13 protein-coding genes are annotated in these 16,510 nt (G+C 44.3%); 11 read left to right on the plus strand and 2 right to left on the minus strand.

Annotated elements, in window-relative coordinates:
* Positions 1–248: 248 nt before the first annotated feature.
* The 4 genes from J2Z69_RS13020 to J2Z69_RS13035 all read left to right on the plus strand — a co-directional run bounded on the left by J2Z69_RS13020 (position 249) and on the right by J2Z69_RS13035 (position 4,061).
* The gene (locus tag J2Z69_RS13020) at positions 249–590 is read left to right on the plus strand and encodes a hypothetical protein (protein WP_209863255.1); all 342 of its coding nucleotides are present in this window, start codon (positions 249–251) and stop codon (positions 588–590) included.
* A 206-nt stretch (positions 591–796) separates the two neighbouring features.
* Positions 797–2,413, plus strand: coding sequence for an NAD(P)H-hydrate dehydratase (locus tag J2Z69_RS13025; protein ID WP_209863588.1), 1,617 nt, complete (start codon positions 797–799; stop codon positions 2,411–2,413).
* A gap of 211 nt (positions 2,414–2,624) precedes the next feature.
* The gene (gene ssuE / locus J2Z69_RS13030) at positions 2,625–3,191 is read left to right on the plus strand and encodes an NADPH-dependent FMN reductase (protein ID WP_209863257.1); all 567 of its coding nucleotides are present in this window, start codon (positions 2,625–2,627) and stop codon (positions 3,189–3,191) included.
* A 282-nt stretch (positions 3,192–3,473) separates the two neighbouring features.
* The gene (locus tag J2Z69_RS13035) at positions 3,474–4,061 is read left to right on the plus strand and encodes a P-loop nucleotide/nucleoside kinase family protein (protein WP_209863259.1); all 588 of its coding nucleotides are present in this window, start codon (positions 3,474–3,476) and stop codon (positions 4,059–4,061) included.
* Between the two features lie 268 nt (positions 4,062–4,329).
* Here the strand turns inward: J2Z69_RS13035 and J2Z69_RS13040 are convergent, their stop codons facing one another.
* Both J2Z69_RS13040 and J2Z69_RS13045 read right to left on the minus strand, forming a co-directional pair.
* Positions 4,330–5,361, minus strand: coding sequence for a ribonucleotide-diphosphate reductase subunit beta (locus J2Z69_RS13040; protein ID WP_209863591.1), 1,032 nt, complete (start codon positions 5,359–5,361; stop codon positions 4,330–4,332).
* A 475-nt stretch (positions 5,362–5,836) separates the two neighbouring features.
* On the minus strand, positions 5,837–8,170 hold the full coding sequence (locus tag J2Z69_RS13045; protein ID WP_209863261.1) for a ribonucleoside-diphosphate reductase subunit alpha: 2,334 nt from the start codon (positions 8,168–8,170) through the stop codon (positions 5,837–5,839).
* Positions 8,171–8,892: 722 nt separating this feature from the next.
* On the opposite strand from J2Z69_RS13045, the gene J2Z69_RS13050 reads away from it, so the two are divergent.
* The 7 genes from J2Z69_RS13050 to J2Z69_RS13080 all read left to right on the plus strand — a co-directional run bounded on the left by J2Z69_RS13050 (position 8,893) and on the right by J2Z69_RS13080 (position 15,874).
* Positions 8,893–9,192, plus strand: coding sequence for an MTH1187 family thiamine-binding protein (locus J2Z69_RS13050; protein ID WP_209863264.1), 300 nt, complete (start codon positions 8,893–8,895; stop codon positions 9,190–9,192).
* Positions 9,193–9,406: 214 nt separating this feature from the next.
* Positions 9,407–10,291, plus strand: a complete 885-nt coding sequence (locus tag J2Z69_RS13055; RefSeq protein ID WP_209863267.1) for a cation diffusion facilitator family transporter — start codon at positions 9,407–9,409, stop codon at positions 10,289–10,291.
* Between the two features lie 107 nt (positions 10,292–10,398).
* Positions 10,399–11,787: a right-handed parallel beta-helix repeat-containing protein gene (locus J2Z69_RS13060; RefSeq protein ID WP_209863270.1), complete on the plus strand. Its 1,389-nt coding sequence runs from the start codon at positions 10,399–10,401 to the stop codon at positions 11,785–11,787.
* Positions 11,788–11,891: 104 nt separating this feature from the next.
* Complete coding sequence (locus J2Z69_RS13065) at positions 11,892–12,644, plus strand: general stress protein (protein WP_209863272.1); 753 nt, start codon at positions 11,892–11,894, stop codon at positions 12,642–12,644.
* 219 nt (positions 12,645–12,863) lie between these two features.
* The gene (locus tag J2Z69_RS13070) at positions 12,864–13,733 is read left to right on the plus strand and encodes a carbohydrate ABC transporter permease (RefSeq protein ID WP_209863275.1); all 870 of its coding nucleotides are present in this window, start codon (positions 12,864–12,866) and stop codon (positions 13,731–13,733) included.
* Positions 13,733–14,569 (plus strand): carbohydrate ABC transporter permease, encoded by an 837-nt coding sequence (locus tag J2Z69_RS13075; RefSeq protein ID WP_209863594.1) that lies wholly within the window; start codon positions 13,733–13,735, stop codon positions 14,567–14,569. The genes J2Z69_RS13070 and J2Z69_RS13075 overlap by 1 nt, the downstream gene beginning before the upstream one ends.
* Before the next feature lie 42 nt (positions 14,570–14,611).
* Entirely contained in the window at positions 14,612–15,874 is a 1,263-nt protein-coding gene (locus tag J2Z69_RS13080; RefSeq protein WP_209863278.1) for an ABC transporter substrate-binding protein, read from the plus strand.
* Positions 15,875–16,510 lie beyond the last annotated feature (636 nt).

Genomic DNA, 16,510 nt, shown 5'->3' on the forward strand with positions numbered 1-16,510 from the left:
ATTAATTTCACATTTGCCCGAGAGGTAAACCATACAAAAAAGAACGATTTTACTATTCCAAAGGAGGATTTTTTACCGAGTTATAATTATGTATGTGAATTTAAGTTACCACAACTCCAAAAGGAACATAGTAACAGGATAACTAAGTGAACATGATATCTGATATAATAAAGTAAATTAATGTAATTTATTATAATATTAGAGAGTGAAGTCAAGATGTATATAAGTGCTGGAAGGTTGTGAAAATAATGAATGATAACCATGCAAAATATAATTCATCTCAAAGGGTACATGTATTAGATATCGCTGCTCCGTTATTATTTGTATTAGGCATCTTGTTTCTATACCCTTTATCCTCTCATGAACAGATAGGTGATGTAATTTTTCAGTGGTTAGGGCTCAAGAGCTGGTCCTCAGGGCAAGGCACAAGCTTTCATAGAGCAATTATTCTAGGAATTCTATTGCTTCTTGTAGGAATGAAGCTGACGATTCAAATCTATCGAGGCCGAATTCCACGTATTCGTTATGTAGTGGGGTGGAGTTTGGTTCTGTCCATGGGATTGTTTTCCGTTATATATAATAAATTATGAAATATTCAATAGCTAAGGAGCCGTCTAGTAGAACGGCTTTTTTAGATTTAAGTTATGGCTAAAAGCTTAGGAAATGAGAAGTATGACTGTGATTATAGATAAAGCTAGATTGTTTGTCCATGATAGATAAAGTAAGAAATATGGGTAATGGGTTACATGTTGAAGATAGGAGCGGAAAAGGAAACAGGTCAAGGAGGCGGGGAGTCTTGCAATTCATTAGTTCAGCTCAGATGAGGACGTTAGATGAACAAACCATTCAAGAAATAGGGTTACCTGCGGCCGTTCTTATAGAGAACGCAGGCAGGGCTATAGCGGCGGAAGTGGTACGTTTTTGTCTAGATCAGAAGGTTCATAAGGTGAATCGGGGGGGACAAGGAAGGCTGCAGCGCCGAATTTGGGATGAATACCCGAATGGAGTGTCTAATCCAAATTCGCTGGAACTAGAACATTGGTTGGTTCTTGTAGGGAAAGGTAATAATGGTGCGGATGGCATCGCAGCTGCTCGTTATCTTGTAGATTCGGGTCTGTGTGTAACGCTGCTGTACGCTACATCGGAGCAAGAGATGAGTATAGAGACCCTGGCGCAGGCAGCCATAGCGCAGAAGTTAGGGATACCTTCGAAATTATACGGACGGGACGATTTGGCATATGGGCAATTTACCGGAATTATAGATGCTTTATTGGGTACAGGGAGTCGTGGTAATCCTAGAGGCAATGTAGCAGAGATGATTGATCAAGCTAATCTTACCGGGCTACCTATCATGTGTGCTGATATTCCAAGTGGGGTGGATGCAGATACGGGAGCTCTTTATCATCCATGTATTCAGGCGAGGGTGACCCTATGTCTAGGGGTGTTAAAGGCAGGTCTTACTCAGTATCCAGGTGCTCATGCTGCGGGTACGGTTGTTGTGCGTAGTATAGGAATTCCAGCAAAGCTGGCTGCAAATGTAAAGCCAGCGGGCTTCGTGCTCACGGACGAAATTCTCGAACGTGAGCTCGGTGTAGACCCGGCGCGCCTGCGTGATTCGGACGGTCACAAGGGCACGTACGGGCACGTGCTGGTCGCCGCAGGCAGCAGCACAATGAGCGGCGCCGGGCTACTCGCATCGAAGGCCGCCTTGCGGGCCGGATGCGGGTTAGCGACATGGGCGCTGCCCGAGGCACTCGCGCCGCATGTGGCGGGCGCAGTGCCGGAACTGATGCTGGCCCCTGTGGGCGGCAGCATGGGTTGGGGGGCTGCCGCAGCGCACGAAGTGCTGCGGCTGTTGGAGACGCGAGATGTACTCGCGGTAGGGCCGGGGCTTGGCCGCTTTGAAGAAGAGGGCGCCTTTTTGCGCGCCCTCTGGGAGGGGGCACCACGTCCCCTAGTCGTGGACGCGGATGCCTTGAACATCCTTGCGGCAGCCGGCGGCCTTGCCGCTTGGAAGCGCCGGGAATCGGCGACGATCTTGACGCCGCATCCCGGCGAGATGGCGCGCCTAGCCGGCGTCAGCACGGCCGAAGTCCAGCGGGACCGCCTCGGCCTAGCCCGCGCGTTCGCCCTTGAGCACGGAATTACCCTTGTGCTCAAAGGCTCACGCACCGTCGTTGCGGCCCCGGATGGCCGCATCTTCGTGAACACCACCGGCACCCCTGGCATGGCAACAGGGGGCGCCGGGGATGTGCTGACCGGCATCATCGCCGGTCAGCTAGCGCAAGGCCTCTCCGCCGAACAAGCGGCGGCATTCGGCGTCCATCTGCATGGCTTAGCCGGCGAACGTGCGGCAGCCCTGCGTAATAGTCCCGCGTCATTACTTGCGGGAGATATCATTGAGCAGCTTTAATTATTGATCGCAGCTTTCTTAGCTGTTGCCAACAGCTTAAGCGTTTATGTGTATCTTCTGGCCTTACGTATGAATTGACAATAGATATAAAGCTTGATAGCATCAAATTTAAAGTATAGTGAACACATCGGAATTAATTAAGGAAGAGATATTGCACTTATCTTTGAGTATTTTTGTCGAAAAATGTATGAAGTAGAGGAGAGAGTAAATTATGGCTGTTATCACCATCATCAACGGTAATCCATCACTCACGTCCCGTTTGTCTGCCATTATTAATTTGACGGAAGAATTGCTTCGCCAAGAGAACGTTGAAGTTCATCATGTCAATGTGGCAGAGCTTCCACCTGAAGATTTGATTCATACCAAATTTGAAAGTGAAGCCATCGTGAAAGCCAATGCGCTAGTAGCTCAAGCCGATGCAGTAATTGTGGCAAGCCCTGTGTACAAAGCTTCTTATACAGGTGTGCTGAAAACATTCTTAGATCTAATCCCTCAAAAAGGTTTGGCTGGGAAGATTATTTTGCCGCTATTTATCGGAGGAAGTCTAGCCCATCTATTATCTATTGATTACTCTCTAAAACCGGTCTTGTCTGCCATTGGTGCTCGCCATATTTTGGGTGGTGTCTATACAGTAGATAGCCAAGTAGCTCGCCGTGAAGATGGAGGGTTCGATATTGCGGATGAACTGCGTGCTCGCTTGGAAGAAAATGTGGCTGAACTGGTTAGAGAAACCAATCTTCGCTTGAAACACAGCCCCCTTCCTAATGGTTTAGCGTAAATTAGGTGAGAGACTATAGGCAAGCCAATCGCTGCCTCAATCTCATTAAATATCTATCAGACTCTGTAGCTAGCAATGCTAGTACAGGGTCTTTTTTCATTCCATAGATGCTTCGCTTCGGTAGCTTTTTTCTTGCTCACTAATGAAGACTAGATCCTCTAATGAATAGAGCAGATCACCAAGGGATCAAAGCGTTATAAAGTCATCATGGTCATCTGGCATGGAGATTGGCCCTGTGTTAAAATGTACAAATGACATGATCAGTAGGGGAGGCTTGTATAGATGCAAAAGTTAATCTTTTTTGTAGGCGTGGCTGGGACAGGGAAAACTACTGTAGCCCGCAAATTATCGGATAAAATTCAAGCAGCTTTTTTGGATAGAGATACGGTGGGTGGGCGTTTTGTAGAGCGGATTCTAGAAATGAAAGGTCTGGATAAAAATGACCGGGATTCTGAATTCTATAAAGAAAATCTAAGAGATCTCGAATATGATACCACCAAAGACATTTGTATCGACAATTTGGCAGCGGGACAAAATGTATTTATGATCTCACCTTTTACGGCTGAACTGAAAAATAGAGCTTGGATTGAGGAAGTTCTTACCTCTGCAGGCCGCTCCAAATCAGACGTTGAAACAAAAGTTGTCGTGGTGACCTTGAGCGATATGGATGTTCAAAAAAATCGCATTATCGACCGTCAAACCGAACGTGATACTTGGAAGCTAAATCACTGGGATAATTTCAAAGAGCGCGTACAATTTATACCTGAGGTGAACTGGGATATTCCAGCTTCTGCTATTCATGTATTTGATAATAGTGGGGAACTGACGGATGAAAAAGTAGAGACGTTATATCGCTTTATTCTTGCTTAAGTGAATCCTCTCCAAAAATGCTTATAAGACGCTTTCGTCCTTTCCAGAGGGAGAGCGTCTTCTTTTTATAGAATGCCATCCCTCATCCCTCACCGTTAGAATAATTAATTTCTTTGTACCTTACGCTTCGTAGATGCTTCTATTCAGAGATGAACTGTCAAAATCGTCCTCATGAAAAAAGCACGCTTGTGATAAAAGGGGGAGATGCCTTATGGCAAGGATCTGTCCTCTTACAACAAGCGTACTTTTTAATTTGGTCCAGCCACTTTTATAGATCGTCAAATCCGTTATCGTCGCCTACTTTGCCGTAGTTACGGGATTTGGCTTCAAAAAAGTCGGTTTTGGTAGCATTCAGCGCGTCATCGGAGAAAGGCTTGATCCAAGGCATACAGTTCACATCCACGCCTTCGTAAGCTTTTTCCATACCCATAAGATTCAGGCGTCTATTCGCAATATACTTGATATAATCGGACAGTTCTTCGAGATCAATGCCTTTAACTTCTTTCAACGTGTAGTAAGCCCAGTTCGTCTCTAATTCCACCGCACGGTTAATGGTACGGTAGGCATACTCTTTATTGGCTGGTGTATCAAGCTCTGGATAGTCCGCTAACAGCTGCTTGAACACCTCAGCAAAGAAGTAACAGTGCTGATTCTCATCCCGCTGAATGTACGAGATCATTTGACTTGTACCCATCATCTTCTGATCACGTGCAAGGTTATAGAAGAAAGCAAACGTACTGTAGAAGAAAATGCCTTCCAAAATCAAATCGGCCACTAGCGCTTCATAGAAAGTCTGTGGGTTGGAATCATCGCGGAAGTTCTGATATATATCCGAGATGAATTTGTTGCGTTCCAGCAGAACCGGATCATGCTTCCAGTATTCAAAGACTTCTTTTTGTTCCTGATCGGACACAATAGAGGACAACACATAAGAATAAGATTGATTATGCACCACTTCTTGTTGACCGATAATCGCTGAAATAGCTTCCAAAGAGGAGTCTGTGAAGTAACGCTTCACATCACCTACGAACATTGTCTGCATGGAATCCAGCACTGCTAGAAGAGAGATATTGATCTTAAATGTCCGTTGCTCTTCGCTGTCCATCCGAGCAAATTGCTGCGCATCTTTGGACATAGGGATCTCATCCGCAATCCAGTGATTGAGCAAGAGTACTTTGTATAACTTGTACATGTGCGGCATCCGGATATCGTTCCAGTTCAGAATTCCTGAACATTCCCCGCCAATAATACGCGTCGATTTGTTAGGTGCTTCTGTATTAAAAATGGTTTGTAGTTGCACAATCATCATCTCCTTCAAAATATGCGCACCACGCTTTGAGAACAAGGTCTCCTTCAGCCCTGCGCCAACCTTGCGGCACTTACGCCGTATATACACATGTCTATTCCACTTTTGTGGAGTGGCTAGAATACTTGGAACTGCATTTAACAAGTTCATCTACATTTTTTTCTCATAAGAAGAGTGTAATTCAATAAGCTTTTTTGAAAATAGGTCAAGTCTTGCATAGAAAGTATGGTGTTCATCTCTAACGAGTAAAAAATCTATCCATCCAGCCCACCATGTTACTATCCCTTATCCAAAATCTCGTTCATTCAGAAGCGGGTGTCGTAGGGACGGCAAGCGATCCACGCTCATCCACGCTCATCCGAGCAAAGTTACCATCTCTTTCAGTCTTACGTTATCTACCCGGGTGTCCAGAGGGCGTAGCCCTTGGGGCCCTCCCTTTTAGGGAGGGTTTGGGAGGGTCCTTACCTAATTAGGATGCGCAAGAATCGCATTCCTCAATGGTCAGCGCGCGGCTGCGTACATAATACGTTGATTTCAGTCCAGCTTTCCAAGCATGAAGATGAAGTTCAAGGAATTCTGTCGCTTTAATATCCGGACGCACATAGAGATTAAAGCTTTGGGCCTGATCGACATGGCGCTGACGTGCAGAAGCCATTTTGATAGACCAGTTCTGATCAATTAGGAAAGCCGTTTTATAGTACCAGATGGTCTTCTCGGATAGGTCTGGTGCAGGATTGGCAATCTTATAGGTTGTTTTTTCTTCATACGAAAGCAATTCATAAAGTGGATCAATACTTGCGGTAGATCCGGCAATAATGGAAGTAGAACCATTCGGTGCAATGGCGAACATCCAAGCGTTGCGTACACCATGCTCATGAACTTCCTGTTGAAGTTGTTGCCACTGTTCTGTAGTCACGAATTGGCCAGGGAGAGAACCATCGGTATATCCACGTTGAGTGAAGTAATGCCCCGTATCCCAGTCAGAACCTTCGAACTTCGCATAACGACCTTTTTCTTTGGACAATTCCATACTTGAACGGACCAGAAGGTAATTAATCTTTTCATATAGCGCATCATTATAAGCTACTGCTTCATCAGACTCCCAGCGAATGCCTTCTAGCGCCAGCAAGTGGTGGAGTCCAAACGTGCCGAGTCCAATACCGCGGTACTTACTATTGGTATATTGAGCCTGTAGGACTTCAATATTATTGATGTCAATGACGTTATCTAGCATACGTACTTGGATGGGAACGAGACGATCCAATATTCCTGCAGGTACGGCCCGTGCAAGGTGAATGGAATTCAAGTTACAAACAACGAAGTCTCCGGGAACCTTGGAGATCACGATACGAGTCTCGCCATCTTTAGTTACCAATTCTTCCGTCTCTACTACTGTTGCAGATTGGTTCTGCATTATTTCTGTGCACAAATTAGAGGAATAGACCATACCATGAACACGGTTCGGGTTAGAACGGTTCACAGTATCTCGGTAGAACATGTACGGTGTACCTGTTTCTAGTTGGGATTTCATAATCCGCTTCATAATATCAATCGCTTGCACCGTAATTCTAGACAAGGTAGGATGTGCGACAGCTTCCTCATATTTCTCCCGGAATGTGCCTTGACCAAAACCTTCATCGTAGAAATCTTCAAGTCCTAGAGGACGACCGTCCGCATTTTTCCAATTCATTGTTTTCTTGATTTCGTGGGGGCAGAATAAATTCCACTCACCACGGGTATCCACAGCTTCCATGAACAGATCGGGTAGACATACGCCGTGGAACACATCATGCGCACGCATCCGCTCATCCCCGTTGTTCAGCTTCAGATCTAGGAAAGCGAGAATGTCTTTATGGAAGACATCCAGATATACCGCAATCGCGCCTTTACGTGTTCCCAACTGGTCCACGCTTACCGCTGTATTATTCAACTGACGAATCCAAGGGATGACGCCAGAACTTGTATTCTTATGACCACGAATATCTGAACCACGGGCCCGGACTTTACCGAGATACACGCCAATGCCACCGCCCATTTTGCTTAGACGAGCTACATCGGTATTGGAGTCGAAGATTCCTTCGAGCGAGTCGTCCACGGTATCAATGAAGCAACTGGACAGTTGGCCAGCTACCTTTTTACCCGCATTGGACATAGTTGGGGTTGCTGCGGTCATGTAAATGTTGCTCATAGCCCAGTACGCTTCTTTTACGAGTTCCATGCGCTTGTCTGCGGGTTCACGGTGCATCAAGAACATGGCAATAACCATGTAACGCTCTTGCGGTAATTCCATGACACGGCCATCAAAATCGTTAGCAAGATAACGTTCTGCCAACGTGAGGAGGCCAATATAATCAAATAACAAATCACGAGTAGGATCAATCATTTCTGCTAACTCTTCAATTTGCTCTTTGGTGTACATTTCCAGCAGTTCTTCTCTATATATGCCAGCTTTACTCAGATCGACAATGAGGTGGTAGAACGATCCGTAAGGCTCTTCGGGGTAAGCTTTGTAACGGCGATTCGTAGCCGCTTTCTTATATAAGGTTGTCAGCAGGGATCGAGCAGCAGCAAATTTCCAGTCGGGTTGTTCTTTGGTGACAAGCTCCAAGGAGGACATTGTGAACGCTGTGCTGATTTCTTCTCCAGTCACTTCGTCACGGCGGAGCTTGGAATTCACACCGCGAAGCAGTTGGTCCTTGTCCAGCGTATGTAGCCCTTCAAGTACTCGGTCTGCATAGATGCCGAGGCGGCTGCTATCAAAGGCCAGTTGGCGGTTATTGGGTTTGTTAACGAATGACGGCATAAGAGAAAATCCCTACTTTCTTAATATAAAATAATAATATGATGAATCATGAAAAGACAGATTGGTGTCCTCATGATCAAGATCGCAAAAAGAACCGCAAGATATAATTATACTCGAAATAAGGTCGTCGATAAAGAAAGAATTAAAGACTTTATTGCCGATATTTGTCTTCCTACATGCGAAATAGGATGCATGTAAGCAGGCATAAGGGACGATAATCCCTCGGCCCATCTAATGGTATGGGTCATGAAATAGAGTACATCCAGATGTGTAAAGTAAGGAAAACAATATTACGGGGTTCTGCAATCGTTTTACTCGACTATAGGGGTGTGTGACAGTCTTCCACCTTAAAAGAAGAGACCAAATGGCTTTGGAATCTAACAATTCTCCCCCAAAATGTAGAGACGCAAACTTGTGGAATTACACTATATTTTGTTTGGGTTTTATCAATTTAACACAATATATAGTGTTTGGGTAGAGACAAAAATGTGAAAACTAAATGAAAGCGCTACTTCATAGTATCATAAAATCCGTCGGCCCTTACCCTGTCTGGTTTTGCAGAAAATACAACAATCTCAAAATAAATTCTTTGAAACATTAACGCATAAAGCTTGAAAATTTCAAATGTTTTTCATTGGAAAAACATTTGAAATTTTGGTTTTGAACGAGGTTTTGGTACGATAATAAAAGATAGAAATCCATGAGGAAAGGTGTCGATACACATGGCTATTGCAGAAGTAACGATTATCCCTGTAGGAACAGGTTCCACTAGCTTGAGTTCGTATGTAGCTGATATGCAGCGTGTATTACAGCAACAAGAGGGAATACAATACGAGCTTACCTCGATGAGTACTATAATTGAAGGTCCGCTTGCCCTTGTGTTTGCAGCTATTCAAGCCCTGCATGAATCCCCTTTTGGAGCTGGTGCTGCACGTGTATCCACCTCAATAAAGATTGATGACCGTAGAGATCAACCCTCTTCTTCGCAGCAAAAGCTTCGTTCTGTTCAGGAAAAGATGTAGGGTAGAACACAAGATAATGAGGGGCAGCCTGAGGCTGCTCCTTTTTGCTGCGTCATTGTTAGCAAAGCTTAGCGATGTTGACAGTGCGACACATCCTTTGATTCAGCTATTAATGTGCCCGCGTACCAACACTGTTTCTCTAGACCCACCAAAACTGCACCTGCTACGATGAAAATATAAGCTAGGTATAGCGACTGAAAGGGATGAAGTGTATATGGACCCATACAAGGACATGAAAGAAGGAGAAAAAGGAGCATGGCTAAGTATTGGCGTCTATATCTTGCTATCGGCAGTCAAGTTAGGCTTTGGCTATTTTCTCCATTCAGCCGCCCTATTAGCAGATGGGATTAACAATACCACGGACATTATCGCTTCGATCGCCATACTTATTGGTCTAAGAATCTCTCAGAAGCCCCCGGATGACGATCATCCATATGGTCATTTCCGAGCGGAGACGGTGGCATCGCTCATCGCATCTTTTATTATGGCAGCAGTAGGGCTTCAAGTCTTGTTGCAGACAGTGCAGTCACTGTTTCAGGGCCGAGAATCTACGCCTGATATAGCAACGGCTTGGATTGCAGTAGGCTGTGCAGGGGCCATGGGTATGGTGTACATATTCAATCTACGCTTAGCGAAGAGAGTGAAGAGTATGGCTCTTATGGCTGCGGCAGCAGATAATCGCTCGGATGCTTTAGTAAGCATCGGGGCGGCCATAGGTATCTTTGGGGCTCAGTTCGGCATGCCTTGGCTGGATCCGGTTGCAGCCCTAGCTGTGGGCTGTGTCATCTGTCGAACGGCATGGCAGATTTTTAGAGAAGCTACGCATGCATTAACAGATGGGTTCGATCAGTCTCGGTTGCGGGGGCTTCAAGATACGGTACGCAAGACTAGGGGCGTCAAGCAGATTAGAGACATTAAAGCACGCGTCTATGGGAGCCGAGTCATTGTTGATTTAATTGTGGTGGTCGATGGGAAGCTTTCTCTAGTGGAGAGTCACCAGATCAGTGATGAGATCGAACAGCAGATGGTCAAAAAACATAATATTATGAATGTTCATGTGCATGTGGAACCTGACACCATTGCACAAAAAAAGGCATAAGCCGCCGGAATCAGCCCAAATCTACTAATTTATCGCTAGAGTGAGAATTTCGCACAGTCTTCTGCGAGCTATGGAACATAGAGTAGCTGTGAAGGAGATGATTTTAAATGGCTAATGTGTACCGAGTTCCACAAGATTATGCCACGATAACGGCGGCGATTGCCGCAGCAAGTGACTTAGATACAGTCAAAGTAGCCGCAGGTATTTATCATGAGACTGTCATCATTAACAAAAGAATTCAGTTACTTGGCGCGCAAAGCGGTATAGATGCCAGAGAGCGTTCAGGCTCGCTTATCGCAGAGACCGTAATTTCGCAAAGTGCGAATCAAGGAGCGATTCAAATCACGGCTGATGATGTTATTATTGATGGCATCACGGTGCAGGATAATACAGCGGGGGCGGGTATTTACAGCAATGCTACTCATTCAGGATACTGGATCATAAATACAATTGTTCAGAACAATGCCTATGGCATCTACTTGAATTCTAACGGACAGAAGACCGTGCAGGTTCGCCAGAATATGTTCTATTCCAACAACATTAACAATGCTGCTGGGAACGGAATTTTCTCGATTCTTGGCATATCCAATGTATTAATAGACTCCAATCGTTTCTCTGGGATGCATGCCTCAGCTACGGTTAACTTTGGTGCACCTACCGTCCAAAATAATATTACGATTTTAAATAACGAGTTCCTAAATGACAATTCTATTGCTTTAACTAATACGAACAATGTCAAAGTAGCCTCAAACCGATTCAACAATTCGAGCGGTACTTCCGTCTATTTGGGTGGAGCAACAAATAATACCGTCTTGGAAGGAAATCGGTTCGAGAATGGAATGGGTTATGCGATTCAAGTGACTCGTAGTTTTAACGCTGCACTTAACCTCAATCTTAAAATCGTGGGCAACAGTATTGCGGGCAATGCGCTTGCTGGAATGTATGTGGAAGCTGGCGCTTATAATCCTACAGGACCCAATAGCCGCCTCGATGCAACGAATAACTGGTGGGGAAGTGCTAGTGGACCTGCCCCTTCAGGTAGCGGAGATGCTATTGTAGACCCGGATAATGTGTCGGAGCATATTCCATTTTTGACTGCCAACCCATTCCCTGTGCCTGATCCTACAATCAGTAAGGTTCTTTCTACAGGGGTGATTCATTGTGCTCAAGGCGAACCTTATAACATGGTGATTGATATTTTAAACGATGATATAACAACAGCTGCGGGTATAGAAATGTGGGGCTTTTTTCTCGTACCCGATAATCCCAAAATTCCGTTTGCCTTTGAACCTATTCAAGTGGGTGCAAATGGATATACGCAGCGTAGTCTAGTTACCTACTTTGGGGACCGATTTGAGTTTCAATTCAAAATTACCAATACGGATGATGTAATCATCACCATTTGGGGAATGCACGCAGACGGTACACTCACAGCCATTCAGCGTCTTCATGCGGCAGACTTTGTACCGATTGCTTCACAGACCCCTACTTCTTAATCCATATATCGACAAGCCAGGGATTTACTCCATCGGTAGTTGGTTAATACAACTATATAGTTCTTAGAACATATTAACCAACTAGTTAACTGGAGGGATTTCACATGGCTAAGAAAATTGTAGGCGTATTCAGTAATGAACAAGAGGCTTCTGTAGCTATCGAAGCCCTAAAAGGACATGGCTTTAATACCGAGGATATTTCCGTAGTAGCTAAAAATAAACAAGACGTTCAAGAGATTACAAATGAAACAGGAACGAAATCACCTGAAGGCATTGTTGCGGGACTAGCGACTGGAGGGGTAGTCGGAGGGACAGCCGGTCTACTTGCTGGAATTGGTGCTCTATTTATTCCAGGTATTGGTCCGATCGTCGCTGCGGGACCGATTGTCGCCACACTTACGGGTATGGTTGCTGGAGCTGGAGCTGGGGGTCTCGTAGGAGGACTTGTTGGACTTGGTATTCCAGAAGATGAGGCTAAAGAATATGATACTTTTGTAGATGATGGCAGAATTTTAGTGTTGGTGTCGGCTTCTACGGAAGAAGAGGAACAGCGAATCTACGATGTATTCCGTGGACATAAGACCATGAATGCTCGTCACTATCATGAATTGGGGAATACTACTACACCAGACCTAGATCTCGAAGATCCTGCAAGAACAAATGATAATATTCGCCCTCATATCAGTGCGACAGATACCGGGACCATGCCTTTTTACAATGAAAAAGTGAATCCTTCTACAGATGGACAGACTAAGGAAGGTATTACCCTTACGAATCCCGATCTTGATTCTGAACCGGTTCAGGCACCCGATGCTACTTTAGAAGCCACACGAATGGCACGTAAAAACCGCATATAAGTACTTTGAATATAGCCCTATATTATTATAAAAAACCCATGAAGTCTGACATTAGTCAGGCTTCTTTGTGTTGATAATCCTTGTCTTATTTCCTCGGAAATAAGTAGAAAAGTACGGTTTGATAGAATAAATGATAGATTATGAGAGTCATAATGAGATTCATTTATGGGTAAATAAGGTAATAAGGAGACACGAAGACAGATTGGAGAGGTGAGTCTGATGCATCAGAAAAGAGTATTGAATCGATTGACAGGATTCATATTTGTAGGGCCTGCAGCGATCTTTTTTTTCCTGATCGTAGCTATACCCTTCTTGCTGGGGCTATACTACTCGTTCACAAGTTGGAATGGAATTTCCAGACATGCTGAAGGGATAGGACTGCGAAATTATATCCATATTTTTACGAAGGACCCCGACTTCATCCATTCATTTTGGTTCACAGCTAAGTTTACGTTGTTAGGCGTAATCCTTACGAATATTGTGGGATTTATTCTCGCCTATCTATTAACTAGACCTTTAAGAACTCGCAACTTCATGCGGACCGTATTCTTCATGCCCCATGTCATTGGCGGATTGTTGCTTGGATTCATTTGGCAGTTCATATTTGTGAAAGGGTTTTCATCTATTGGCGGCCCCTTCTTTGGATTACCGTGGCTCGGAACTGCATCGACCTCATTCTGGGCAATTGTCATTGTATTTGTATGGCAAAATTCCGGTTATCTCATGGTTATTTACATTTCCTCCCTGAATGCAATTCCTAAATCACTCATTGAGGCAGCTCAAGTCGATGGAGCTTCACGTGGCCAAGTCCTCCGTAGAGTAATCGTGCCCATGGTCATGCCGGGAATTACGGTATGTCTGTTCCTGGCCATTTCTTGGTCCTTCAAATTATTTGACCTCAATCTTTCTCTTACTAAGGGTGGCCCCTTCAAAGCTACAGAATCCGTAGCGCTAAATATTTATAATGAAGCCTTTAATATCAGCCGCTTTGGGATGGGTTCTGCGAAAGCAATCATCTTCTTCCTCGTGGTTGCACTCATTTCTATTCTCCAAGTAAGAGCTACCAAGAGTAGGGAGGTTGAAGCATGATGAATACAGTGAAAAAGACTCGTTCAAGTTACTTGATGATCGAAATGATTTTACTTTTGGTCGGGTTACTGTTTCTCGTTCCCTTCTACTTCTTGCTCGTAAATTCTGTCAAAGGCTTTGGGGATATTTTGACGAATGCAGCGGGCTGGCCAGAGGCGTTCGTCTGGCATAACTATGCGCAAGCTTGGCAGAAAACCCACTTTCTAACCTCGTTTGGGAATTCATTGCTTATTACGGTAATGAGCAATCTCTTATTAGCTCTCTTATGCGCTATGGCAGCCTATCGCATGGTACGTAGAGACACTTGGTTCAACCGGGTCCTGTATGGAACTTTTGTGGCGGCCATGGTTATTCCCTTTCAATCGTTGATGATTCCGCTAGTAAAAGTAGTAAGTACACTCGGAGTTATGGATACTCGTACAGGACTTATTCTCTGTTATCTCGGATTTGGTGCTCCCATTACGGTATTTCTGTTACACGGATTCGTAAAGACCGTTCCCTTTAGTATAGAAGAGGCAGGGCGAGTGGATGGAAGCGGAACATTCGGCATCTTTTTCCGGCTTATTCTCCCCTTGATGCAGCCCATTATTGTAACGGTCATTATTCTTAATACGCTGTGGATTTGGAATGATTATCTGATGCCATCTCTTATTCTCCAGAGTCCCAATAACCGAACCATTCCGATTGCGACGTATGCCTTTTTTGGACAGTTTACGAAGCAGTGGGACTTGGCGCTTCCAGCATTAGTTCTGGGCATTGCTCCGGTGGTTATCTTCTTCTTGGCTATGCAAAAATACATTATTGAAGGAATTGCCCAAGGTTCGGTAAAGGGATAAAGCAAAGAACAGATCCAAGTGCTCAAAAAGGAGGAAATAAGCATGAGATTATGGCTAAAGGGTTCTACCCTAGCAATTAGTATAATGTTGCTTCTAGCAGGCTGTAGCGGTCAAGGAGACGACGATACTTCGTCAATCAAGACCATTCATATTTTTCAATTCAAAGTGGAGATGGCAGAGGCTTTCAATCGTCTAAAAGTCGTCTATGAGAAAGAACATCCGGGGGTCAAGCTGGATATCCAAACCGTGGGTGGTGGAAGTAACTACGGAGCGTCACTTCGTGCCAAATTCTCATCGGGCAAAGAACCGGATATTTTCAATATCGGAGGATATCGTGAACTTGAGATGTGGCAAGATTATCTAGAAGATCTTACGAGTGAACCTTGGGTGAAGGATGTTAAGCAAGTTGCCAAAGAACCGATGACTCTAAATGGGCACCTTTATGGACAGCCGATGAATCTAGAGGGCTATGGATTTATATACAATAAAGATTTATTTGAGAAAGCAGGCATTAAGGAGCGTCCAGTTACCTTATCCCAGCTGGAAGAAGCATGTAAGAAGCTGAAGGCTGCTGGCATTATTCCATTTGCAAACGGATACCAAGAAGCCTTTGTACTCGGGAATCACAATATTAATCTAGCTTTTGCTTATCAGAAGAATCCATCTGCCTTTATTAAGGGTCTCACGCAACACACGCAGACTTTCGCAGGCAATGAAGTGGTAGAGAAGTGGTCCGATCTATTAGACTTAACCTTGAAATATGGCAATGCAAATCCGTTAACAACAGATTACAACACACAGGTGACTCTATTAGCTACGGGAAAAGCCGCGATGATGCAGCAAGGGAACTGGACACAAGGCCAACTGGATGGGATTAATCCCAAGCTTAATTTGGGTATTCTACCTATGCCGATTACCGATGAGGCTGGCAGCGACAAGCTTTTTGTAGGCGTACCTAATAACTGGGTTGTATACAAGAACTCTCCTGTAAAACAAGAAGCGAAAGATTTTCTGAACTGGTTGGTAAGCTCAAAGGAAGGAAAACAATATATTACTAAGGAATTCAAATTCATTCCAGCATTGGATACGATTAAGCCGACTAAGGACGAGTTGGGACCTTTAGGCATGGAGGTATTGAAATATACGGATGCAGGTCAAGTCCTGACTTGGAATTGGTTCCGTTTCCCGAACGGGATGTCTCCCGAATTTGCTTCAAGCATTCAATCTTACATTGGTGGAAAAAGTACAAAAGCTGAGATGTATACGGACTTTCAACGAAATTGGGATAATCTTAGCGTAAAATAGGAGGCATCTATAAAGAGGCATCCAAAAAAGGTCTAAATAGACGCGAGCGCCTACAGGAAATCCTGTGGCGCTCGCTTGTGTTTCATGCAATATATTAAAGTTGTAATAGTATACTATGTGCAGCCGTCTCTTCATGTCCACATAAAGATGAACGTCAGTTCCTTCCAGATCATAACTGTAACTGTTCTAAAACAACAAAAGCCCTACCTCTCTCTTGTCCTTGCGGCTCCAATGACCGCGCCAGTGTGAATCAGAAAACTCCGTTGAATTCTTACTCTTAGGGTTGGTTCAAATAGGAATTACAAAGTGGTACTTGCTAAGGAGAGTTATCATCTTCTGAGGAACTACTATGGGGTTTTACAACTTAAGTATATATCATAACAGAACTGTATGAAATTTGCAAATAAAATTATGAAATGATTGGAAACAGGTTAGAACTAAGCGAGATGGTTTATGTAATAAGTACAGCAACGATTTGGAACTAGCAGATAAGGGAGGGTCCTAGCAATGAATGAAGATACTATGTACACGGTTGCGTTCTTTGTTGCACTTGTGGTTGGTATTGCTGCACTTGGAGGTTGGGTCTATTGGTTGAACCTCAGAGCCAAACGAAGAAATCAGCGTTAAATTTAGGTA

Source organism: Paenibacillus shirakamiensis, assembly GCF_017874255.1.
In the GTDB taxonomy this organism is placed as follows: Bacteria; Bacillota; Bacilli; order Paenibacillales; family Paenibacillaceae; genus Fontibacillus; species Fontibacillus shirakamiensis.